Origin of the sequence: Bradyrhizobium tunisiense (genome assembly GCF_042263385.1) — a bacterium.
In the GTDB taxonomy this organism is placed as follows: domain Bacteria; phylum Pseudomonadota; class Alphaproteobacteria; order Rhizobiales; family Xanthobacteraceae; genus Bradyrhizobium; species Bradyrhizobium tunisiense.
In genome coordinates this window covers 228479-247738 of sequence record NZ_JBHLEV010000001.1, presented here as the reverse complement: position 1 = coordinate 247738, position 19260 = coordinate 228479, and the positions used below count along the sequence as shown (strand labels likewise).

At 65.2% G+C, this 19260-nt stretch carries 17 protein-coding genes; 8 read left to right on the top strand and 9 right to left on the bottom strand.

All coding sequences use genetic code 11. From position 1 onward, the window contains the following. The gene (locus ACFDR6_RS01150) at positions 1 to 840 is read right to left on the bottom strand and encodes a protein-disulfide reductase DsbD domain-containing protein (protein ID WP_317241149.1); all 840 of its coding nucleotides are present in this window, start codon (positions 838 to 840) and stop codon (positions 1 to 3) included. A 141-nt stretch (positions 841 to 981) separates the two neighbouring features. On the opposite strand from ACFDR6_RS01150, the gene ACFDR6_RS01145 reads away from it, so the two are divergent. Beyond that, positions 982 to 1626: a YqgE/AlgH family protein gene (locus tag ACFDR6_RS01145; protein ID WP_317241148.1), complete on the top strand. Its 645-nt coding sequence runs from the start codon at positions 982 to 984 to the stop codon at positions 1624 to 1626. Positions 1627 to 1719: 93 nt separating this feature from the next. On the opposite strand, the gene ACFDR6_RS01140 is transcribed toward ACFDR6_RS01145, so the two are convergent. Continuing rightward, positions 1720 to 2607, bottom strand: coding sequence for a TauD/TfdA dioxygenase family protein (locus tag ACFDR6_RS01140; RefSeq protein WP_212087969.1), 888 nt, complete (start codon positions 2605 to 2607; stop codon positions 1720 to 1722). 97 nt (positions 2608 to 2704) lie between these two features. Continuing rightward, entirely contained in the window at positions 2705 to 3484 is a 780-nt protein-coding gene (locus ACFDR6_RS01135; protein ID WP_375857106.1) for an SDR family NAD(P)-dependent oxidoreductase, read from the bottom strand. A 96-nt stretch (positions 3485 to 3580) separates the two neighbouring features. Between ACFDR6_RS01135 and ACFDR6_RS01130 the strand changes: the two genes are divergently transcribed. Together ACFDR6_RS01130 and ACFDR6_RS01125 are read left to right on the top strand one after the other, a co-directional pair. Next, positions 3581 to 4318 (top strand): SDR family NAD(P)-dependent oxidoreductase, encoded by a 738-nt coding sequence (locus ACFDR6_RS01130; protein WP_375857105.1) that lies wholly within the window; start codon positions 3581 to 3583, stop codon positions 4316 to 4318. A gap of 83 nt (positions 4319 to 4401) precedes the next feature. Beyond that, a complete protein-coding gene (locus ACFDR6_RS01125) occupies positions 4402 to 4770 on the top strand; it encodes a CsbD family protein (protein WP_212087974.1) in 369 nt (122 codons plus the stop codon). A 183-nt stretch (positions 4771 to 4953) separates the two neighbouring features. Here the strand turns inward: ACFDR6_RS01125 and ACFDR6_RS01120 are convergent, their stop codons facing one another. Continuing rightward, positions 4954 to 6645: an SGNH/GDSL hydrolase family protein gene (locus ACFDR6_RS01120; protein ID WP_375857104.1), complete on the bottom strand. Its 1692-nt coding sequence runs from the start codon at positions 6643 to 6645 to the stop codon at positions 4954 to 4956. A 170-nt stretch (positions 6646 to 6815) separates the two neighbouring features. Further along, positions 6816 to 8213 carry a lytic murein transglycosylase gene (locus tag ACFDR6_RS01115; RefSeq protein ID WP_375857103.1) on the bottom strand — a complete coding sequence of 466 codons (1398 nt, stop codon included), beginning with the start codon at positions 8211 to 8213 and terminating at the stop codon, positions 6816 to 6818. Between the two features lie 205 nt (positions 8214 to 8418). On the opposite strand from ACFDR6_RS01115, the gene ACFDR6_RS01110 reads away from it, so the two are divergent. Then, positions 8419 to 9294, top strand: a complete 876-nt coding sequence (locus tag ACFDR6_RS01110; protein ID WP_375857102.1) for a UTP--glucose-1-phosphate uridylyltransferase — start codon at positions 8419 to 8421, stop codon at positions 9292 to 9294. A 106-nt stretch (positions 9295 to 9400) separates the two neighbouring features. On the opposite strand, the gene ACFDR6_RS01105 is transcribed toward ACFDR6_RS01110, so the two are convergent. Beyond that, positions 9401 to 10897 carry a sensor domain-containing diguanylate cyclase gene (locus ACFDR6_RS01105; RefSeq protein WP_375857101.1) on the bottom strand — a complete coding sequence of 499 codons (1497 nt, stop codon included), beginning with the start codon at positions 10895 to 10897 and terminating at the stop codon, positions 9401 to 9403. A 147-nt stretch (positions 10898 to 11044) separates the two neighbouring features. Between ACFDR6_RS01105 and ACFDR6_RS01100 the strand changes: the two genes are divergently transcribed. Next, positions 11045 to 11314 carry a DUF7662 domain-containing protein gene (locus ACFDR6_RS01100; RefSeq protein WP_375857100.1) on the top strand — a complete coding sequence of 90 codons (270 nt, stop codon included), beginning with the start codon at positions 11045 to 11047 and terminating at the stop codon, positions 11312 to 11314. A 79-nt stretch (positions 11315 to 11393) separates the two neighbouring features. On the opposite strand, the gene ACFDR6_RS01095 is transcribed toward ACFDR6_RS01100, so the two are convergent. After that, positions 11394 to 14270 (bottom strand): EAL domain-containing protein, encoded by a 2877-nt coding sequence (locus tag ACFDR6_RS01095; RefSeq protein ID WP_212087984.1) that lies wholly within the window; start codon positions 14268 to 14270, stop codon positions 11394 to 11396. A gap of 163 nt (positions 14271 to 14433) precedes the next feature. After that, positions 14434 to 15432 carry an NAD(P)H-quinone oxidoreductase gene (locus ACFDR6_RS01090; RefSeq protein WP_212087986.1) on the bottom strand — a complete coding sequence of 333 codons (999 nt, stop codon included), beginning with the start codon at positions 15430 to 15432 and terminating at the stop codon, positions 14434 to 14436. Between the two features lie 106 nt (positions 15433 to 15538). Between ACFDR6_RS01090 and ACFDR6_RS01085 the strand changes: the two genes are divergently transcribed. After that, positions 15539 to 15730, top strand: coding sequence for a DUF1192 domain-containing protein (locus ACFDR6_RS01085; protein WP_212087988.1), 192 nt, complete (start codon positions 15539 to 15541; stop codon positions 15728 to 15730). A 499-nt stretch (positions 15731 to 16229) separates the two neighbouring features. Then, a complete protein-coding gene (gene rcdA, locus ACFDR6_RS01080) occupies positions 16230 to 16739 on the top strand; it encodes a protease adaptor protein RcdA (protein ID WP_375857099.1) in 510 nt (169 codons plus the stop codon). 214 nt (positions 16740 to 16953) lie between these two features. Here rcdA and rpmE read toward each other — a convergent pair whose 3' ends face one another. Next, entirely contained in the window at positions 16954 to 17181 is a 228-nt protein-coding gene (gene rpmE / locus ACFDR6_RS01075; protein WP_007599895.1) for a 50S ribosomal protein L31, read from the bottom strand. 194 nt (positions 17182 to 17375) lie between these two features. Here rpmE and ACFDR6_RS01070 point away from each other — a divergent pair, with 194 nt between their 5' ends. Further along, positions 17376 to 19238 (top strand): ABC transporter ATP-binding protein/permease, encoded by a 1863-nt coding sequence (locus ACFDR6_RS01070; RefSeq protein WP_375857098.1) that lies wholly within the window; start codon positions 17376 to 17378, stop codon positions 19236 to 19238. Positions 19239 to 19260: the final 22 nt, after the last annotated feature.

The following is a 19260-nucleotide window of genomic DNA, read 5'->3' as shown; positions in this document are numbered from 1 at the left end:
TCACTCCAAATTCGTATTGAACTCGTAAGACTTCTCCGGCCCGACCAGCGTGAATTTCAGCGCTGCTCCCTCGGGCTTGGCGCCCGGCGGCAGGCCGTCGAGCTCGAAGGAAAATCGCATCACCCCGGGCGGGCTATGCTGCACCGGGGCCGGGATCGGCAACGCCCAATCGGGCGTCGGCCCTTCCACGAACAGATTGACGTTGCGGCTGTCCGGCGTCACCACGTCGACCACCACGTTCTTGGGTCCATCGCGCTTGACGTCGCGGATGGTGAGCGGATTGGGATCGCCGATATTGGCGGGCTTGGGCACCGTGTCGAGCGCGGCACGCAAATTGGCATCCTCGGTCGAGGCGACGCTGTTGAAGCCGAGTTCGACGCTTGCCTCGACCGGAATGCATAGCTTCTCGCATACCGCGTAGTTGATCTCGGCACGCAATGTCACCGGCTTGTCGGCCGCCTTGGGGACGATCCGCAAGGGCAGCACGATCTGGTTGTGATAGCCGATCGAATGGCCGCCCGCGCCATCGGCGAATTTCAGCGGCGCCGGCCACATCACCGTCACCGCCTCGACATTGTCCGACTTCGAGAAGTCGAATCGTGGCGGCACACCGGAATCCCCGGGGGTGCGCCAATAGGTCTTCCACCCCTGCTGAAGCTGGAAGGCGATACCGCCGAGCAGGACAGCGCCGCTGCGCGATCCCGCCAATAGCCGCACCGCGGAATGTCCGTCGCGCTGCCACGGCGAAGCGTCATCGGCGCGGGCTACGATGGCCAGCGACGACGCAAGCAGGGCGGTCGCGACGCCAATCGCCGCACGCAGGGGAACTCTTGTGAGCATGGCACGTCTTTACAGGGTCGAACCTAGGCAAACCATTGAATTGCTTGTGATGGTGCACTTGAATCGAGCCTCTGCTAGCCTTGATTTGACAGCGGCCAGGTCCGACATCAGGATAGGAATTGAAACCGGAGTGCTTCACCGATGGCTCCCACAGGCAAGAGGACGGGCGAAAGCACCCGCAGCGCAAGCCCCGCTCTTCCCAATTCGGCCGGTTATCTGGACGGCCGGCTGCTGATCGCGATGCCCGTGATGGGCGATTCCCGCTTCGAGCGTTCGGTGATCTATCTCTGCGCCCATTCGGCGGAGGGAGCGATGGGCATCATCGTGAACCACCCGGCCGGCAGCATCGACTTCCCCGAGCTCTTGCAGCAGCTTGGCATCATCAGGAAGGGCGAGCACATCAAGCTGCCGGAGAATGCCGAAAGCATGAAGGTGCTGCGTGGCGGCCCGGTCGATACCGGCCGCGGCTTCGTGCTGCATTCCAGCGACTTCTACATCGAAAACGCGACGTTGCGGATCGATGACGGCGTCTGCCTCACGGCGACCGTCGACATCCTGCGCGCCATCGCCAACGGCTCCGGCCCCAAGCACGCCATTCTCGCGCTCGGCTATGCCGGCTGGGCGCCGGGCCAGCTCGAGACCGAGATCCAGAGCAACGGCTGGCTGCATTGCGATGCAGACGCGGATTTGATTTTCGGCGACGACGTCGACGACAAATATTCCCGCGCGCTCCGCAAGATCGGTATCGATCCCGGCATGCTCTCGAACGAGGCCGGGCACGCGTAGCGTTAGGCTCCGCTGTATCTGCCCCGCCCACCGCTGTCGTCGCCCGGCTTGACCTGGCGACGACACCATTTGCCGAGCGGGGCTGTGCCGCGCCTACTCCGCCGCCTGCTGCTGCACCGTCGGCTCCGTGCCCGCCACCGTCGCGCGGCGCATGTCGCGAGGTTGCGACTGGTCGTAGCGGCGGACGCGGTGCATGGTCTGGCGGTTGTCCCACATCACGAGGTCATGCAGCTTCCATTTGTGCACATAGACGAACTCTCCTTGCGTCGCGTGCTCGTTGAGATCGCGCAGCAGCAGCCGGCCTTCCGGCACGCTCATGCCGACGATCTTGCCGGCATGCGATGAGAGGTACAGCGACTTGCGCCGATGCACGGGGTGCGTGCGCACCAGCCGTTGCAGCACCGGCTTGAACATCTCCTTCTCTTCGTCGGTATATTCGGTGAAGCCGAGCGATCCGCGCGAATACATCAGCGAGTGTTCGCAGACGAGATCCTCGATCTCCGCCTTGATGTCGTCGTCGAGCGCGTCGTAGGCCGCGCGCATGTCGGCGAATTCGGTGTTGCCGCCCTTCGGGTTCACCACGCGCGCGGACAGCAGCGAGAATTTTGCCGGGATGGGACGGAACGAGCTGTCGGAGTGCCACAGGCAATTGCCGAGGTTGAACAGATTGGCGCGACTGTCCTTCGGCAGCGGCTTGCCGTCCTTGCCAAGGTTGGAGACGTCGTTCAGGCCCGAGGTGAGGCGGTATTCATCCGCCTTGGTGATGTTGCCGCCGCGCGCTTCCTCGCGCTGGCCGAAATTCAGCGCGAACGCCATCTGCTGCTCGTCGGTGATATCCTGGTCGTGGAAGACGAGAACCGCGTATTTGTCCATGGCGGCCTCGATCTCGCGCGCCTCATCTGCCGTGAGCGGCTTGCGCAAATCGAGGCCGGACACCTCGCCGACGAAATGCTTCTGAAGCTGCCGGATGGCGATCGTCATGACGTTCTCTCCCGCATCTGCGAGCGGTTTCTCCGCTCTGTTTGCGGAAAAAATGACTCGCGCGTCCGGCGATGTCAACGCGCAGCACGCATGGCACTCACGCGTTCCGCGCCATCAGCCCGCCGTCGACCGGGATCACCGCGCCGGTGAGGAAGGACGCGGCCGGCAGGCACAGGCTCAGCGTCATATGCGCGACCTCTTCGGGATCGCCGTAGCGGCCGAGTGCGGTGCGGCGCTTGGCGTAGATGGTCTTGTGCTCCTCCGAGATGCGGTCGGTGATCGCCGTGCGGATCGGGCCCGGACAGATGCAGTTGACGGTGATGCCCTCGCGACCGAGCTCGACGGCGAGCGAGCGGGTGAGGCTCGCAACGCCGCCCTTCGCTGCCGAATAAGGGCTGTGCAATGCGGTCGCGCCGAGCGCCTCGGTCGAGGCAATGTTGACGATCCGCGGACTGTTCGATTTGCGTAAATAGGGCAGCGCAGCGCGGATGATGCGCGGATGCGCCGTCAGCATCACCGCGATCCCCTTGGCCCAGGCGTCCTCATAGCCCTCGTCGTCGATCGCAACCCGCACGGAGATGCCGGCATTGTTGACGACGATGTCGAGCCCGCCGAAATGCGCGGCGGCCTCGCCGACCACGCGCTTGATCTCGTCACCAGCGGCAACGTCGAGCTTCCACGCCCTTCCTGAGCCGCCGCTCGCGGCAATCTCCCCGGCCACAGCCTGCGCGCCCTGCGCATCGAAGTCGGTGACGGCGACGTTGGCGCCTTCCGCGGCGAACACGCGCGCGGTCGCGCGCCCCATGCCGCTGGCCGCGCCGGTGACGAGAACGGTCAAGCCCTTGACGGACCGGCTGAGCTGCTTGAAATCGGGCATGCTGTTTCCTCGCGGCCTGCTTGTTCTTGTTATGATTGACAAGGCTGGCATCGATCCGCAGACAGGTCAAACAAACAAGACAAAAGGGAGGCCGCGATGGCGAACGAGCTGGATTTCTCAGGCAGGCAGGTGCTGGTCGTCGGCGGTTCGAGCGGGATCGGCAACGGCATCGCGCAGGCTTTTCGCACGAGGGGCGCGCTTGTCGCGGTTTGCGGCACGCGGGCACAGCCGAAGGACTATTCGATCGAGGAAGGCTCTGATCTCACGGGCCTCTCTTATGCGCAGCTCGATGTCGGCAACCCCGGTGCGATCGAGGCGTTCAAGCCGTCCTTCGACAGGCTCGACGTGCTCGTGCTCGCGCAAGGCGCGGTGCTCTATCGCCGCGGCGAATTCGAGATGAGCGGCTTCCGCAAGGTGGTCGAGGTCAATCTCATGAGTCTGATGGCCTGCGCGACGCGGTTTCATTCCATTTTGCGGGATGCGAAGGGCTCGCTGATCATGGTGTCCTCGACCGCGGCCTATCATTCCACCATGGGCAATCCCGCCTATAACGCCTCGAAGACCGGCGCTGTCGGATTGACGCGGACGCTGGGCGAGGCCTGGGCCGAGGACGGCATCCGCGTCAACGGCATCGCGCCCGGGCTCGTCGACACCAAGATGACGAAGGTGACGACCGACAATCCGAAGCGGCTCGAAGGCGCGCTTGCGCGTATTCCGCTGCGGCGATTAGGCACGCCGGCCGACATGGCGGGCGCCGCGCTGTTCCTGGCCTCGCCGCTGTCGTCCTACATCATCGGCCAGACGCTGGTCGTCGACGGCGGGCTGATCTTGTAGTCGAGCGAGCTACACTTTCGTCGCGACTTGGAACTGTGCCGCGCCTGATCGGTTACTTCGGCTGACCCCCGAGGAGGATCATCATGGACACGGATCGGATTGTTGGATCGGCCAAGGAATATGCCGGACGCGCGGAAGGCGCGATCGGAGACATGGCAGGCGATGCGAAGACGCAGGCATCGGGCAAGGCTCGGGAAGCCGCGGGTACAGTGCAGAATCTGTACGGCCAGGCCAAGGATGCCGTGCGCGACGCCGGCGAGACTGCGGCCGGCTACGCCAAGGACGCCTATGAGAACAGCGGCGAGACTTTCCGCGACGGGACCCAGGCACTGACGAAGAAGGTGCAGGACAATCCGCTCGGCTCGCTGCTGGTGGCCGGCGGCATCGGGTTTGCGCTCGCGCTTCTGATGTCGCGGCCTGCCCGCCGTCCGCCGCCGCGCTGGCGCTACTAACAGCTAGGCGACAAGCACGCGCACTCGTGCCCCGGACGCGCCGCAGCGCCAGAGCGCTGCTGCGCAGAGCCGGGGCCCATTCTTTTGCAAGAGAGTTGGCGTGAGAGAGCTGGGTCCCGGCTGCGGCGCATCACCAAGAAGTGCTGCGCCGCGTCCAGGACACGGCGGCAGACATGGCGGCAATTACCGGAACATCTCGGCTGAGCGCCCGACGTTCCCGGGCGGACGTGGAGCCCCGGGATTGAGATTCGGATTGCGTGGCCCGGGCGGCGGCGCCAGTTGACGCGGCGGCGGTGGCTGCGGCGAACCGAAGCCAAAGAAATCCCGGAATAACGGCTGGGCCTGGGCCGGCTGCTGCATCGGCGGCCTTTTCGGTGCGAGCTTTGGCGGCGCGATCACGGCCGCTGCGCCCGCAGCCGCATTGCCGTCAGGCGTCGTCGCCGCAACAGGCGTATCGCCCTTGGCCTGCTCGCGGCCGACTTCGCGGCGCGGCCAGGCATAGTCGTCGGCACGGCCGGCCGGAGCCGTCAGCGGCTCGCCCTTCACCATCGTCTTCGCAGCGAGCGCATCGACGGCGGCGGGACGCGAGCCCGGTCCGCCCAGCAATTGATCGGCCGAGATCGAGGCCGCAACCAGTGGCACGATCGGGCCCGCCAGCGGCCGTGGCGCGGGCTTGCCGGGCTCGACGCTGGTGTCGGGGGTCGCCGGCTCGCTCGGCAGCGCGATCGGGCCGGAGCGTCCTGCGAGCAGGCGTGTGATCTCGCGCTCGACGTAATGGGCGAGCTTGCGCGCGCCGGGCTTGGTGAAAAAGACGCCGTCGGAGCTGCGGAGCTGACGGATCTGGCCTTCGAAATCGGGGCCCTTCTGAAGGAAGCGGCCGGCCTCGTCGACAAAACCATCCCAGACGTCGACATAAGTGATGCCGGCCTTGGCCGCGCCTTCGCGATAGAGCGAATCGAGGAACAGCATGTCCGCCGTGCCCTTCTGGCCGCGGATGGCGGGAAGGCCGACCCAGAGCACCGGCACGCCCTTGGCCTTGAGGATATTGGCCAGTTCCTCGATCTTCTTGCCGTAGAGCTCGATCCAGCGCTCGTCACGGAATTCGTAGAGGCCGCTCGCATTGCGTGCGGTCTTTTCCGGCGTGGCCGCAGGTGTGTCGGCATTGTCGGCGTCGTCCTGCGGCAAGTCGGCATCGGCAGGCTTGTCGTCCGGTTTGGCGGCGCTGTCGGTGCCGGGCTTGGTCTCGCCGGGTTTTGCCGGTGGTTTGGCGCGGGCGCCCTTGTCGTTCTTCTTGTCCTTCTCCGTGGCCTTGTCCGGCTTGTCGGCGACAGGCTCGCGGATTGCGGCGCGGTCGTTGAGGCCGAGCATGACGACGATGACGTCGGGCTTCTCGGTCTCGAGGATACCCCTGGCCGCTGCCGCCCAATCCGAGGGCTCACCCTTCGGCTGGTACTTGATCAGGCCAGAGGTGGTCCTGTGCTTGCGGATCACGCCCATGTCGGGCTGCTCGCTGTAGGCGTCCTCCAGTCCGTAGGCGAGCCAGTCGGCCATGGCGTCGCCGATCACCAGCACGTTCTTCTCGGGGATGGTGTCGCGTTTCGCCGGCGCCGGCGCGCGTGAAAAATCCTGGCGCGGTGCCTGCTGCTGTTGCTGTTGGAACGGCGCGAAGAAGTCGCCGCCGAACCAGCCGCCGCCACCGCCGCCGCCGCGTTGTGGCGGTGGGGCCGCGCGCTGCGGCGGGCCGCCGAAGCCGGGGAAGTTGAAGAACTGCGCAGAGGCGGGGCCCGCGACCGCCACCAGAATCGCGAGCGCCGTCCCCAGCGCGATCAATGGGCCGGTCTCGGTCAGCGCCTTGAACAGGGACTTTTTCGACATGCGATCTCGGGCACGCGCAACGGGGATCGGAAGCGGCTTAACATAATAACGGAATCGGGCGCCAAACAGGCAAATTCCGTTGCAGATTCTTGCCCCATACACCGGGGAACAGCCGCCTCCGTCAAGGCTGCGTGCCAAAATCCCTGTTCAGGGTTACTTTCGGGGCGATTTTACCGTCCGCGCAGTCGATCCAGTGCATTCGAGGAGGCAAAGCCGTCCGCGGGGACCCCGATCGAGACCTGGAAGTTGCGCAGCGCTTCCCTGGTCTGGCCGCCGAACTGGCCATCCGGAGTGCCTTTGTAGAAGCCACGCTGGGCCAGCAGCTGCTGCAGTTCCAGCCGCTCGGTGCGCGACAGTTCGCGCTCCTGCCGCGGCCAGGGCTGCACGAAAGGCTGCCCGCCGCGCAGGCGGTCGGCGAAATGGCCGATCGCCAGCGCATAGGCCTCGGCCGGATTGTACTTCATGATGACGCGGTAATTCTGCAGCATCAGGAAGCCGGGTCCTTGCGCGCCCGCCGGGGCCAGCAAATAGGCTTTCTCCGCCGGATGCGGGAATGGCTGCCCCGTCGCCCGCTTCAGCCCGAGCTTCTCCCATTGCGCGATGGTCATCGCCTTGGCGCGGTCGGCCAGCATGTAGTTGAAGCCTTGCGGCACCACGACTTCAAAGCCCCAGGTCTGGCCGGCCTGCCAGCCGTCCTTCTTCAGATTGTTGGCGGTCGAGGCGATCAGGTCGGTCGGATTGTCGACGACGTCGCGCCGTCCGTCGCCGTCGCCGTCGACGGCAAAGCGCTTGAACGCGGTCGGCATGAATTGGGTCGGGCCGAACGCGCCGGCCCAGGAGCCGCGCAGCTGCTCGGGCCTGAGATCACCGCGGTTCAGGATTTCCAGTGCGGAGAGGAATTCGTCCTTGAAATAGGCCTGGCGGCGGCCAATGCAGGCGAGCGTCGCGGTCGATTGCAGCACGCTACGGTCGCCCATCTGCGTCGAGTAATTGGACTCGATGCCCCAGATCGAGGCGATGATGTAGCGGTCGACGCCGGTGGCCTTTTCCGTGGCGTCGAACTGCGCCTTGTATTGGGTGAGGATCTCGCGGCCCCTGGCGAGGCGGTTGTCGTTCACGAGGATGTCGAGATAGGCCCAGATCGACTTGGTGAACTCCGGCTGCGAATCCATCAGGTCCATGATGCGCAGGTCAGGCGAGAGCCCGGCCGTGAAGCGCTGGAAATTCTCCTGGGTGATGTTGCGCCGTGCGGCATCGGGCCACATCCCGGCGACGCAATTGCCAAAATTGCCGGCGGCCTCGCGGATCGCCGCGGCCGTCATCAGCGGATGGCCCGAAGCGCCGTCCTCGCCGCTCCAGGGGATCGCTCCCGTTGGCGCGCCGCCCGGGCTGGGCGCCGCTTGCGAAGGTGCGGGGCTTGCACCGGAGAAGATGCCGCCGAACAGGTTGGAAAGGCCGTTCTGCGCCTGGGCGTGCGCGCTGGTGGGCAGCAGCAAAGCGGCGGCAATCATCATTGCGCCGGTCGCGGATACCACCCGTCCTGCCTGCCCTGCCACCGATTGCATCATGTCCCACCCGTCGGCCTCTGGAATCCGCCATCAGGAGGCCTGGTTACGGTTGCCAATAGCTTAACAAAGGTGAAATTTTGGTGGCGGCCTTTTTCTTAACTCTGCGCGGATGAGGCCCCACAACCGCCTTTGTTGGCGGTTGCAAACAGGTTAGCAAGATCCGATTGCTCCGTCCCCATGTGCCCCCAGGTATTCGAACAATCACATGAAAATTCGCAAAGCCGTATTCCCCGTCGCCGGCCTCGGCACCCGCGTCCTGCCCGCCACCAAGGCGATGCCGAAGGAAATGCTGACCATCGTCGACAAGCCGCTGATCCAATACGTCTATGACGAGGCGAGGGAGGCCGGCATCGAGCACTTCGTCTTCGTGACCGGCCGCAACAAGAATGTCATTGAAGATCATTTCGACCGGATGTTCGAGCTCGACGCCACGCTCGCGGCGCGCGGCAAGAAGGCCGAGCAGGACATCCTGGCGCAGAACCAGCCCGAAGCTGGCGCCGTCAGCTTCACCCGGCAGCAGGCGCCGCTCGGCCTCGGTCACGCGGTCTGGTGCGCGCGCGACATCGTCGGCGACGAGCCGTTCGCGGTCGTGCTGCCCGACGAGCTCGTGCTCAACACCCCGGGCTGCCTCAAGCAGATGATCGAGATGGCATCCTCGCTTGGCGAGAAATCCAATCTGGTCGCGGTCGAGGCGGTGCCCGACCATCTCACACATCAATACGGCATCTGCGGCGTCGGCAAGCGCAGCGGCAAGATGTTCGAGGTCGACGGCATGGTCGAGAAGCCGGCCAAGGGCACCGCGCCCTCCAACCTCTCGATCACCGGCCGCTACATCCTCCAGCCCGAGATCTTCAAGATACTGGAGACGCAGGAGCGCGGCGCCGGCGGCGAGATCCAGCTCACCGACGCCATGATCGGGCTCGCCAAGTCGCAGAAATTCTACGGCGTCGAGTTCGAGGGCGAGCGCCACGATTGCGGCTCAAAGCCCGGCTTCCTCCGCGCCAACATCGCCTACGGCCTGAAGCGGCCGGAGCTGCGCGACGGGCTGATCGCAGAGATAAAGAAGTATCTGGGGCAGTAGCGCCCCTCGTCATTGCGAGGAACGAAGCGACGAAGCAATCCAGACTGCTTCCGAGGAGAAAGTCTGGATTGCTTCGCTTCGCTCGCAATGACGTGGAGGGAGCGCTTCACGCCACCAGCGACAGCTTCGGCAGGCTCGCAACCACCGACTGGTTTCGCCCGCCAGCCTTCGCGGCGTAGAGCGCCTTGTCGGCGGCGGCGACCAGGACCGGCCAGTCCATGCCGGCAGTGGGAATGAGGCTGGCGACGCCGCAGGAGACCGTTGAAATCACCGGCTCGTCGGACCAGCCCTGCACCTTGAGGCGGATCGCCTCGGCGACCTTGAAGGCATCGCTGGCCGAAACGTTCGGCAGCAGCACGGCGAACTCCTCGCCGCCATAGCGGGCGGCGCAGTCGCCGGCCCGGCTCACCGAATCGGAAATGCAAATGGCGATGCCGACCAGCACCTGGTCGCCCGCCTGATGGCCGAACGTGTCGTTGTAGGCCTTGAAGTGATCGGCATCGATCATCAGCAGCGCGAGCGGGGTCTTCTGGCGCATGGCGCGCCGCCATTCGACGTCGATGACGGAATCGAACTTGCGGCGGTTCTTCAGGCCGGTGAGCGCATCGGTCGTCGCCATCTCCTCGAGCTTGCGCTCGGCCTCGGCGCGCCGGCCGATCTCGCGCGCCAGCACCAGCGTCGATCCCAGCACGAACAGGGCAAGGACCAGCACCACCGCGCCAATGCGAAACGCTTCCCTCTGCCAGAGCGCGAACACCGCAGCCAGAGGCTTGCCCGCCACCACGAACAGCGGTCCGCTGTCCGAGCTACGGACATAGAGCCGCGGCGTCGGATCGACCGGGCCCTGTCCCGAATAGGAGGCGCCAATCGGGAGATTCTCGGGCTTCCAGGCTCTGCGGTCGTTCAGGTTCGTGCCGATCACGTCGAGGTCGAAAGGCCGCCGCATCATGATGGTGCGGTCACGCTTGAGCACGGTAATGGTGTCTTCGGGATCGAGGTTCAGCCTTTCGAACAATTCGTGGAAATAGCTGAAGCGGATCGAGCCGGCTACGACGCCGAGGAACCCGCCGTCGGTGTCGCTGATGCGCCGGCTCAGCACGATGGAATAGGCCCCGCGGAACAGCATCGGGCGGCTGATGAAGAGCCCGGCTTTGGGATTATCGCGATGAACCTTGAAGTAGTCCTCCTCGCCCCGGCTCTCCGGCAGGGGATCGAGCGTGGAGGCGTCGATGGTCAGCCGGCCGTCGGCATCGAACACCTGGATGGCGCCGAAATGCTTGGCGGTGGTTGCATGGTCGAACAGGATCAGGTGACGGATCGTCTTGGAGACGGTTGCGAGCTCGGGCAGCAGCATGTTGCCGGCCACCGCCTTCAGCGACAAATCGTAGATCTCGACGTTACGGCTGACGTCGGACTCGATGCTCGTCGCGAGGTTCTCCAGCGTCTGGCGGGCGAGCGCCTCCTCGCCCCGGCGCATGTCGAGCATCACGTTGACGCAAATGGCGGAAAAGCCGATCACCGTCACCACGGACGAGATAATCAGCAGCTTCGCCGAAATCCGCCACGGCCGGCGGACCGTGAACTCGCGCCATCCAGACAACATCGCTTGCTCCCGACATCAGTGGATGCGCCCGAAAGCTTGAGCAGTGTTTAAGGCGGGATTTCGCTGCCACAATGAGTTAAGGATCGGTTTACACGGCCCACGGTTTTGGGCAGACCTCGATGGGACGGTCCAGGCGAGAGGACGATTGTGAACGACTACGACGCGTTGCGCGACTATCTGATGCGGCAGAAGCAGGCCGAATTCGTCCTGAGCTTCGAACAGATCGAGGAGATCATCGGCGCGGCGCTGCCGCGCGCGGCCAATCGTGCCTCATGGTGGGACAGCCTGCGCAGCCCCGACATCCAGATGCCGCAACGCGAAGCCTGTCTCGCCGCGGGGTTCAAGGCCGTGCGGATGCCCGACGGGGCGAGCGTGCGGTTCACGAGGCTGAAGAAGGACGGGCGCAGGCCGGGATAGAGCGCCGTTGTTTCTCTTGTGTGCGCTTCTCGCCACCTTTTCCCACAAGGGGAGAAGGGAAGGCGGCGCGCGCTGCAACCTAGCTCGCCGCTTCCAGCCGCACTTCCGTCAGCAGGCGCATCGCGGCATCGGCGTCCATCGGCTCGCCGAAGGCGAAGCCTTGGGCGTATTCGCAGCCCATCTGGTAGAGCTCGACCGCATCCGAATCGGTCTCGGCGCCCTCGGCCACCACGTCCATGCCGAGGTCGTGCGCGAGCGCGATGATCGACTTCAGGATCACCGGCCGCGTGCCGCGGTTGGTGGTGCGGACGAAGGACTGGTCGATCTTGATGGTGTCGAACGGGAAGCGCTGCAGATAGGCCAGCGAGGAATGGCCGGTGCCGAAATCGTCGAGCGAGAGCCCGGTGCCGAGCTCGCGAATTCGCGTCAGCATCTGTGCCGCGTGCTCCGGGTTCTCCATCACCAGCGATTCCGTCAATTCGAGCTTGAGCGTGCCGCGCGCCACCGAGGAGCGCGACAGCACGGTGCGGATGTCGTGGATCAGGTCGTGGCGCAGCAATTGCCGTGACGAGACGTTGACGGAGGCGAAGATCGGCTCGCGGGAGCGCATCGCGCGCTGCCAGATCGACAGCTGCTTGGCGGTCTGGTCGAGCACGAACATGCCGAGGTCGACGATCAGGCCGGTCTCTTCCGCGATGGTGATGAACTCCGACGGCGCCATGCGTCCGAGCTTGGGGTGATCCCAGCGCACCAGCGCTTCGAAGCCGGCGACGGAGCGATCCTCCAGCCGCACGATCGGCTGGTACAGGATGGTGAGCTCCTGTCGCTCGATGGCGCGGCGCAGCTCGCTCTCCAACGTCAGGCGGTCCGTCTTCCGCGCCCGCATCGCGGGCTTGTAGACGTCGATGCGGTCGCCGCCGATGCGCTTGGAGTGATACATCGCCAGCTCGGCGTCCTTGATGATCTCGTCCGTGAGCTGAACTTGCGGATCGGACAGTGCCAGACCGATCGACGCGGTGAGGAAGATCTCGCGGTCGTTGAAGGCGATCGGCGCGCGGATGGTCTTGCGGATGGTCTCGGCGAAGGCCGTGATGCGGGCCGGGTCCTGCTCCGACAGAAGGATCAGGCCGAACTGATCTCCGGCCATGCGGGCCAGCGTATCCTGCGGCTTCAGGATGCGGGTGAGGCGGCGGGCCAGTGTCAGCAGAATGGAATCGCCGACCGCGATGCCGACGGAATCGTTGACCTGCTTGAAGCGGTCGAGATCGATCACCATCAGCGTCGGCCGCAGCGTCGGCATGGTCTTGGCGAAATGCGCGACCGCACCCAGCCGGTCCATGAACAGCTTGCGGTTCGGCAGGCCGGTGAGGTTGTCATGCACGGAATCGTGCAGCAGGCGCTCTTCCGCGTTGCGCAGATCGGTGACGTCGGTGAGCGTTCCGACCACGCGCGAGACCTCGCCGTCGGAGCCGACCACCGGGCGCGCCTTCAGCGCGAACCACATGAAATGGCCGTCCGGCGTGCGCAGGCGGAAATCCTGCACCAGGCGGCCGCGGCGCTGGTCGAGCACGCTGTCGAGCGCGGCGCGGAAACGATCCTGGTCGAGCGGATGCAGCACCTCGAGCCACGAGGCCGCCGGTCCCTCGAGCGTGCCGCGCTTCAGTCCGAGCAGGGCTTCGGTCTCGGGGCTGGTGAAGACCTTGTCGGCGGAAACGTCCCAGTCCCAGATCAGATCGCCGGAGCCGGCCAGGGCGAGCGCCCGCCGCTCGATGTCGGAGACGACGCCGGTGCTGGCGCCGCCGCCGGCGAAGGCGTGCTGCATCACCGTGAAGCCGATCAGCATCACGATCAGCACGAGGCCGCCGAGCAGGGCAGGGCCCACGATGTCGTTGGTCACGGAACCCGCGACCGTCATGCCGGCCGCGACCACCCAGACCACCAGGAGGAACCAGGTCGGGATCAAGAGCACGGCACGGTCGAAGCCGTGGGTGGAGAGATAGACGATCAGCGCGAAGCCCGCGAAGGCGATCAGCACCAGCGATATGCGCGCGATGCCGGAGGCGACGGCGGGATCGAACAGCGCGAGCGCGACCAGGGACCCCAGGAAGGCCAGCCAGCCCACGGTGATGTGCGAATAGCGCACATGCCATCGGCTGAGATTGAGATAGGCGAACAGGAACACCAGCAGCGTTGCCGCCAGGATCGCTTCACCCGCCGCGCGCCAGATGCGCTCGGCGTTGTTCGACATGTCGAGCACCTTGCCCCAGAAGCCGAAATCGACGCCGATATAGACCAGCACCGCCCAGGCCAGCGCCGCGGCGGCCGGGAACATGATGCTGCCCTTCACCACGAACAGGATCGTCAGCACCAGCGCGAGCAAGCCGGAGATGCCGATCACGATGCCCTGGTACAGCGTGAACGAGTTGACCTTGTCCTTGTAAGATTCCGGCTCCCACAGATAGAGCTGCGGCAGCTTGTCGGTGCGCAGCTCGGCGACGAAGGTGACGACGGCGCCGGGATCGAGCGTGATGCGGAACACGTCGGCGGTTGCGCTTTCCTGACGCTCGGGCCGATCGCCGATCGAGGGCGTGATGGTGGCGATGCGCGACAGGCCGAGGTCGGGCCACAGCAGCCCCGAGGAGACGATGCGGTAATGCGGAGCGACGATCAGCCGGTCGAGCTGGTCGTCGGTGTTGTTGGCGAGCGCGAACACGATCCAGTTCTGGCCGCCCTCGCGGGCGCGCACCTCGATGCGGCGGACGATGCCGTCGGTGCCGGGCGCGGTGGAGACCTGGATACGATCGGCGTCACTGCGCTGGTGCTCGAGCACGCCGGTGAGGTCGATCGCGGGCGCGTCGCTGCGAACGCTGACAGCGTCGAGCGCGCGTGCAGGAGACGCGGCAACGAGCATCATGAGGCCCAGCGCGATGGGCGCGAGGCACCTGATCAGACGCAAGGTCAGTTCTCCGCGTTTGACGCAAATTTCGAGTGCAAGGCAACTCTACAAGGCGATTCTAAAAGGCGATTTCGGCCGGACGGAAACGTCCGGTGCGTCGCGATAGATGCCACGAAAGCAAGGAAAATCAAAGGGTTTCCGCCCAGCCCTGTGGGCCGGCGGCCTACACTTCCAACACAATTTTGCCAATATGTGCGCTGGTTTCCATGCGCCGATGAGCATCGGCTGCCTTTTCCAGCGGGAAAGTGCTGTCCATCAGCGGCTTGACGCGGCCTTCACGCAAAAGCGGCATCACTTTCTGTTCGATCGCCGCCACCATGGCCGCCTTGTCCGCATTACTACGGGGGCGCAGGGTCGAGCCGGTATGGGTGAGGCGTTTGACCATCACCTTGGCGATGTTGACGCTGACCTTGGGCCCGTTCAGCGTCGCGATCTGCACGATGCGGCCGTCGATCGCGGCGGCATCATAGTTGCGATCGACATAGTCGCCCGCGACCATGTCGAGGATCAGATTGACGCCTTCCTTGCCTGTCTCTTCCTTGACCACGGCGACGAAGTCTTCGTTCTTGTAGTTGATGGCGCGATCAGCCCCGAGCTTGAGACAGGCATCGATCTTGTCCTGCGATCCCACGGTGACGAACACCTTCGCACCGAACGCCTTCGCGAGCTGGATTGCCATGGTACCGATGCCGGAGGAGCCGCCATGGATCAACAGCGTCTCGCCGGCCTTCAGGCCGCCGCGTTCGAACACGTTGTGCCAGACCGTCATCAGCGTTTCCGGCAGCGCGCCGGCTTCCTTGATCGACAGCGCCGGCGGCACGCTCATCGCCTGGGCGTCCTGCGCGATACAGTACTGCGCATAACCGCCGCCTGCGACCAGCGACATCACCTTGTCGCCGATCTTGTGCCGCTTGGCGTTGCTGCCGACCGCAACCACTTCGCCCGCAATCTCCAGACCCGGCAGGTCGCTGGCGCCGGGCGGCGGCGGATACGCGCCGGAGCGCTGCGCGACGTCGGGCCGGTTGACGCCGGCAGCCATCACCTTGACCAGGATCTCGTCCGGTCCCGGCTGCGGCAGCGCGCGTTGTTCCGGAACCAGCACCTCAGGTCCGCCGGGCTTGGAGATGGCGACCACGGTCATTTGCGCGGGCAGCTTGTCCATGATGTGTCCTTGAGCAAAGGTGCGGGAGAACGAGGCCATTGCTTAGCCAGCGCGGCCGACGCTGGCAACCGCCTCAGCATTGTGCCGCGAACGCAGGAGGAACGAGATGGCGACGGAAGACGATGACCGCCCGCGCAAGAAGATCACGCATGAAATCGGACAGGATCTCTCACTGTTGTCGGTGGAGGAACTGACCGAGCGCGTCACGCTGCTCAAGACCGAGATCGCCAGACTGGAGGAAGCCGCCACCAAAAAGCGCGCCTCGCGCGATGCGGCGGATCATTTCTTCAAGAAATAGGATTCACGCTCTCGTGTCCCGGACGCGGTGCGGCACGCAGTGACGCTCCGCAGAGCCGGGACCCATGCCTCACCGAACGCCTCGGCCAAAGAACTGGGCCCCGGCTCAGCAGTGCAGCACCTCGTGCCGCACCGCGTTCCGGGGAACGAGACCTAGCTCGGCCACTGGCCGATATGGCTAACGAACTCTCAAAAAATTGGCTCGTTTACCGTCGATTAAGCTTTCGGGTTTATGACTGGAGCTGTCCTCGTTTGGACACCGAGTGGCTCCTGTCCACTCTGTTTGACGCCTCCCTGTTATCAACTTTCAAAGCCGCCGGTCTCCGGCGGCTCTTTTTTTACGTTTTTGTATCGCGTTGCGGTTGAATTCCCGGGATTGACCCGCGGAAACCATATCCGCGCTTGTCACTGGACTCGGCGCTCCCGGCGCGCAATGATTTGTTCATCATAAGCCGGCGCCAAAGCCGGATCGTCAAACAGTTGCGTAAGAGGCGTTAACCATGGAACGTTTGCAGGCCGACGGCGCTCTCGTTCAACTCAGCGAGCGGTTTACCAATTCTGCGGCGTTCGGCGTCCTGTTCCGCGAGGGCATGGACCTCGTCGAAGAGACTGCCGCCTATCTCGACGGCGACGGCCGCACCGAGGCCAAGGCCCTCGACCGTGCCGTGAGCCTCACCTACGCAACCGAGAGCATGCGTCTCACCACCCGCCTGATGCAGCTCGCTTCGTGGCTGCTGTTGCACCGCGCGGTGAAGGAAGGCGAGATGACGCTGAGCCAGGCCAATCGCGAGAAGACCAAGGTCAAGCTCAGCGCGGCCGATCCCGGCCCCGCCGACACCATCGAGAGGCTGCCCTCGCAGCTCCAGGACCTGATCCATCGCTCGATGAGCCTGCAGACCCGCGTGCGCCGCCTCGACACCACCATCCACACCCCGCCGGCCGAGCACGTCGCGATCGGCAATCCGCTGGTGCCGCATCTCAACGCGCTGAAGGCGGCGTTCGAGCGTTAAAGCTTACGTGCCCTAAGGGCACGCTGCCGTAGGGTGGGCAAAGGCGCGTAGCGCTGTGCCCACCATCTTTCACCTGGGACTACAGCTGGAGTTTCGTGGGCACGCTTTCGCTTTGACCACCTTTCGAAATCTAGGCCTTGCTCAGGCACCCCGCAAACAAAAACGCCCCCGGCTCTCCCGGGGGCGTTTTTCGTGTCCAACCTTGCGGGCCGGATCAGTCCTTCTTGAGGAAGCCCGAAAACTTCTTCTGGAAGCGCGAGACGCGGCCGCCGCGATCCATCAGCTGGGCGTTGCCGCCGGTCCAGGCCGGGTGCGATTTCGGGTCGATGTCGAGGTTCAGCGTGTCGCCTTCCTTGCCCCAGGTGGAGCGGGTCAGGTACTCGGTTCCGTCGGTCATCACGACCTTAATCGTATGATAGTTCGGGTGAATTTCGGCTTTCATGGCAATTCCTCGGCGCCCCGGCGCCTTCTGGTGGCTAACGAATGACGGATTTGGGCGGCTCTATACCCCACGATATCAGGTAAAACAAGACATGGCAGGCCGCGAACCGGGCTTCCCCCTAAGGGACATCCCGGATTTGCCACTACTCTTGCACCGGCCTATTGGGAGCAAACGAATGCAATGGGTCGGATCTCATGAGCGCAGTGGAACGGCTTGATGACCAGTATGTCGATCGGCCTGGAATGAATTCCCAAGTGAATTCGGCCGAGACCCCCTCGATCGAAGCCGAGCTGATCGAAGAGCCGGCCAAAGGTCGCGCCAAGCTGCGGCCGCTGCTCGCGCTGGCGCCCTATGTCATCCGCTATCGCGGCCGGGCGGCGCTGGCCTTCGTCGCACTCACGGTCGCGGCGATGACCACGCTGCTGGTGCCCATCGCGGTGCGCCGGATGATCGATTTCGGCCTGACGCCCGAGGGCATCGAGCTGATCAACAGCTACTTCTCGGTCATGCTCGCGGTGGTCGCCGTGCTCGCGCTCGCCAGCGCCGCGCGCTACTACCTCGTGATGACGATCGGCGAGCGCATCGTTGCCGACCTCAGAGGCGACGTCTTCGCTCATCTGCTCTCGCTCTCCCCAGCCTTCTTCGATTCCGCGCGCAGCGGCGAGTTGATCTCGCGGCTCACCGCCGACACCACCCAGCTCAAATCGGCCGTCGGCGCCTCCGTGTCGATCGCACTGCGCAATTTGATGATGTTCCTGGGCGCCGCGGCGATGATGGTGATCACGAGCCCCAAGCTGTCGGGCTTCGTGCTGCTGGCCATCCCCTTGATCGTGCTGCCGCTGGTCGCCTTCGGCCGCTGGGTGCGGCGGCTGTCGCGCAATGCGCAGGACACGCTCGCCGACGCCTCGGCCTATGCCGGCGAGCTGGTTGGCGCGATCCGCACCGTGCAAGCCTATACCAGCGAGCAATTCGCCGAGAAGCGTTTCGGCGGCGAGGTCGAGCAGGCCTATGAGGCTGCGCGCACCTCGACGCAGGCCCGCGCGGTGCTCACCGCCATCATCATCTTCATCGTGTTCGCAAGCGTGGTCGCGATCCTCTGGATCGGCTCGCACGACGTGCTGTCAGGCGCGATCTCGCCGGGCCGGCTCGGTCAGTTCGTGCTGTATGCGGTGTTCGCCGCAGCCGGCCTCGGCCAGCTCAGCGAGGTCTGGGGCGAGGTGTCGGCGGCATCAGGCGCGGCCGAGCGCCTGTTCGAGATCTTGCACGTGAAGCCGGACATCGAGGCGCCTGCGTCCCCCCGAGCGCTGCCGGTGCCGGCGCGCGGCGAGGTCAGTTTCGATCAGGTCAGCTTTGCCTATCCGGTGCGGCGCGACGTCAATGTGCTCGATGCCGTGTCATTCACGGTGCGCCCCGGCGAGAAGGTCGCGATCGTCGGTCCGTCCGGCGCCGGCAAGAGCACGATCTTTCACCTCTTGCTGCGCTTCTACGATCCGCGCAGCGGCGCGATCTCGCTCGACGGCGTGCCGGTCAAATCCGCCGATCCCCGGGATTTCCGCGCGCGCATCGCGCTGGTGCCGCAGGAATCCAACGTGTTCGCCGCGAGCGCGCGCGAGAACATCCGCTTCGGCCGGCCCGATGCGACCGACGCCGAGGTCGAGCGCGCCGCCGAGCTCGCCCATGCCGCCGAATTCATCCGCCGCCTGCCCGAAGGTTTCGACACCCCGCTCGGCGAGCGCGGCGTGACGCTGTCAGGCGGCCAGCGCCAGCGCATCGCGATCGCCCGCGCGATTCTGCGCGATGCGCCTCTGCTTCTGCTCGATGAAGCCACCTCCGCGCTCGATGCCGAAAGCGAGACGCTGGTGCAGACCGCGCTCGAAGAGCTGATGCGCCACCGCACCACGCTGGTGATCGCGCATCGCCTCGCCACCGTGCTGTCCTGCGACCGCATCCTGGTGATGGACCAGGGCAGGATCGTCGAGCAGGGCACGCATGCCGAGCTCGTGGCTGCGAACGGGCTTTATGCGCGGCTGGCGCGGCTGCAGTTCGAGGGCGCTTGAGGCGGCGAGCCGGGCGAGGTGA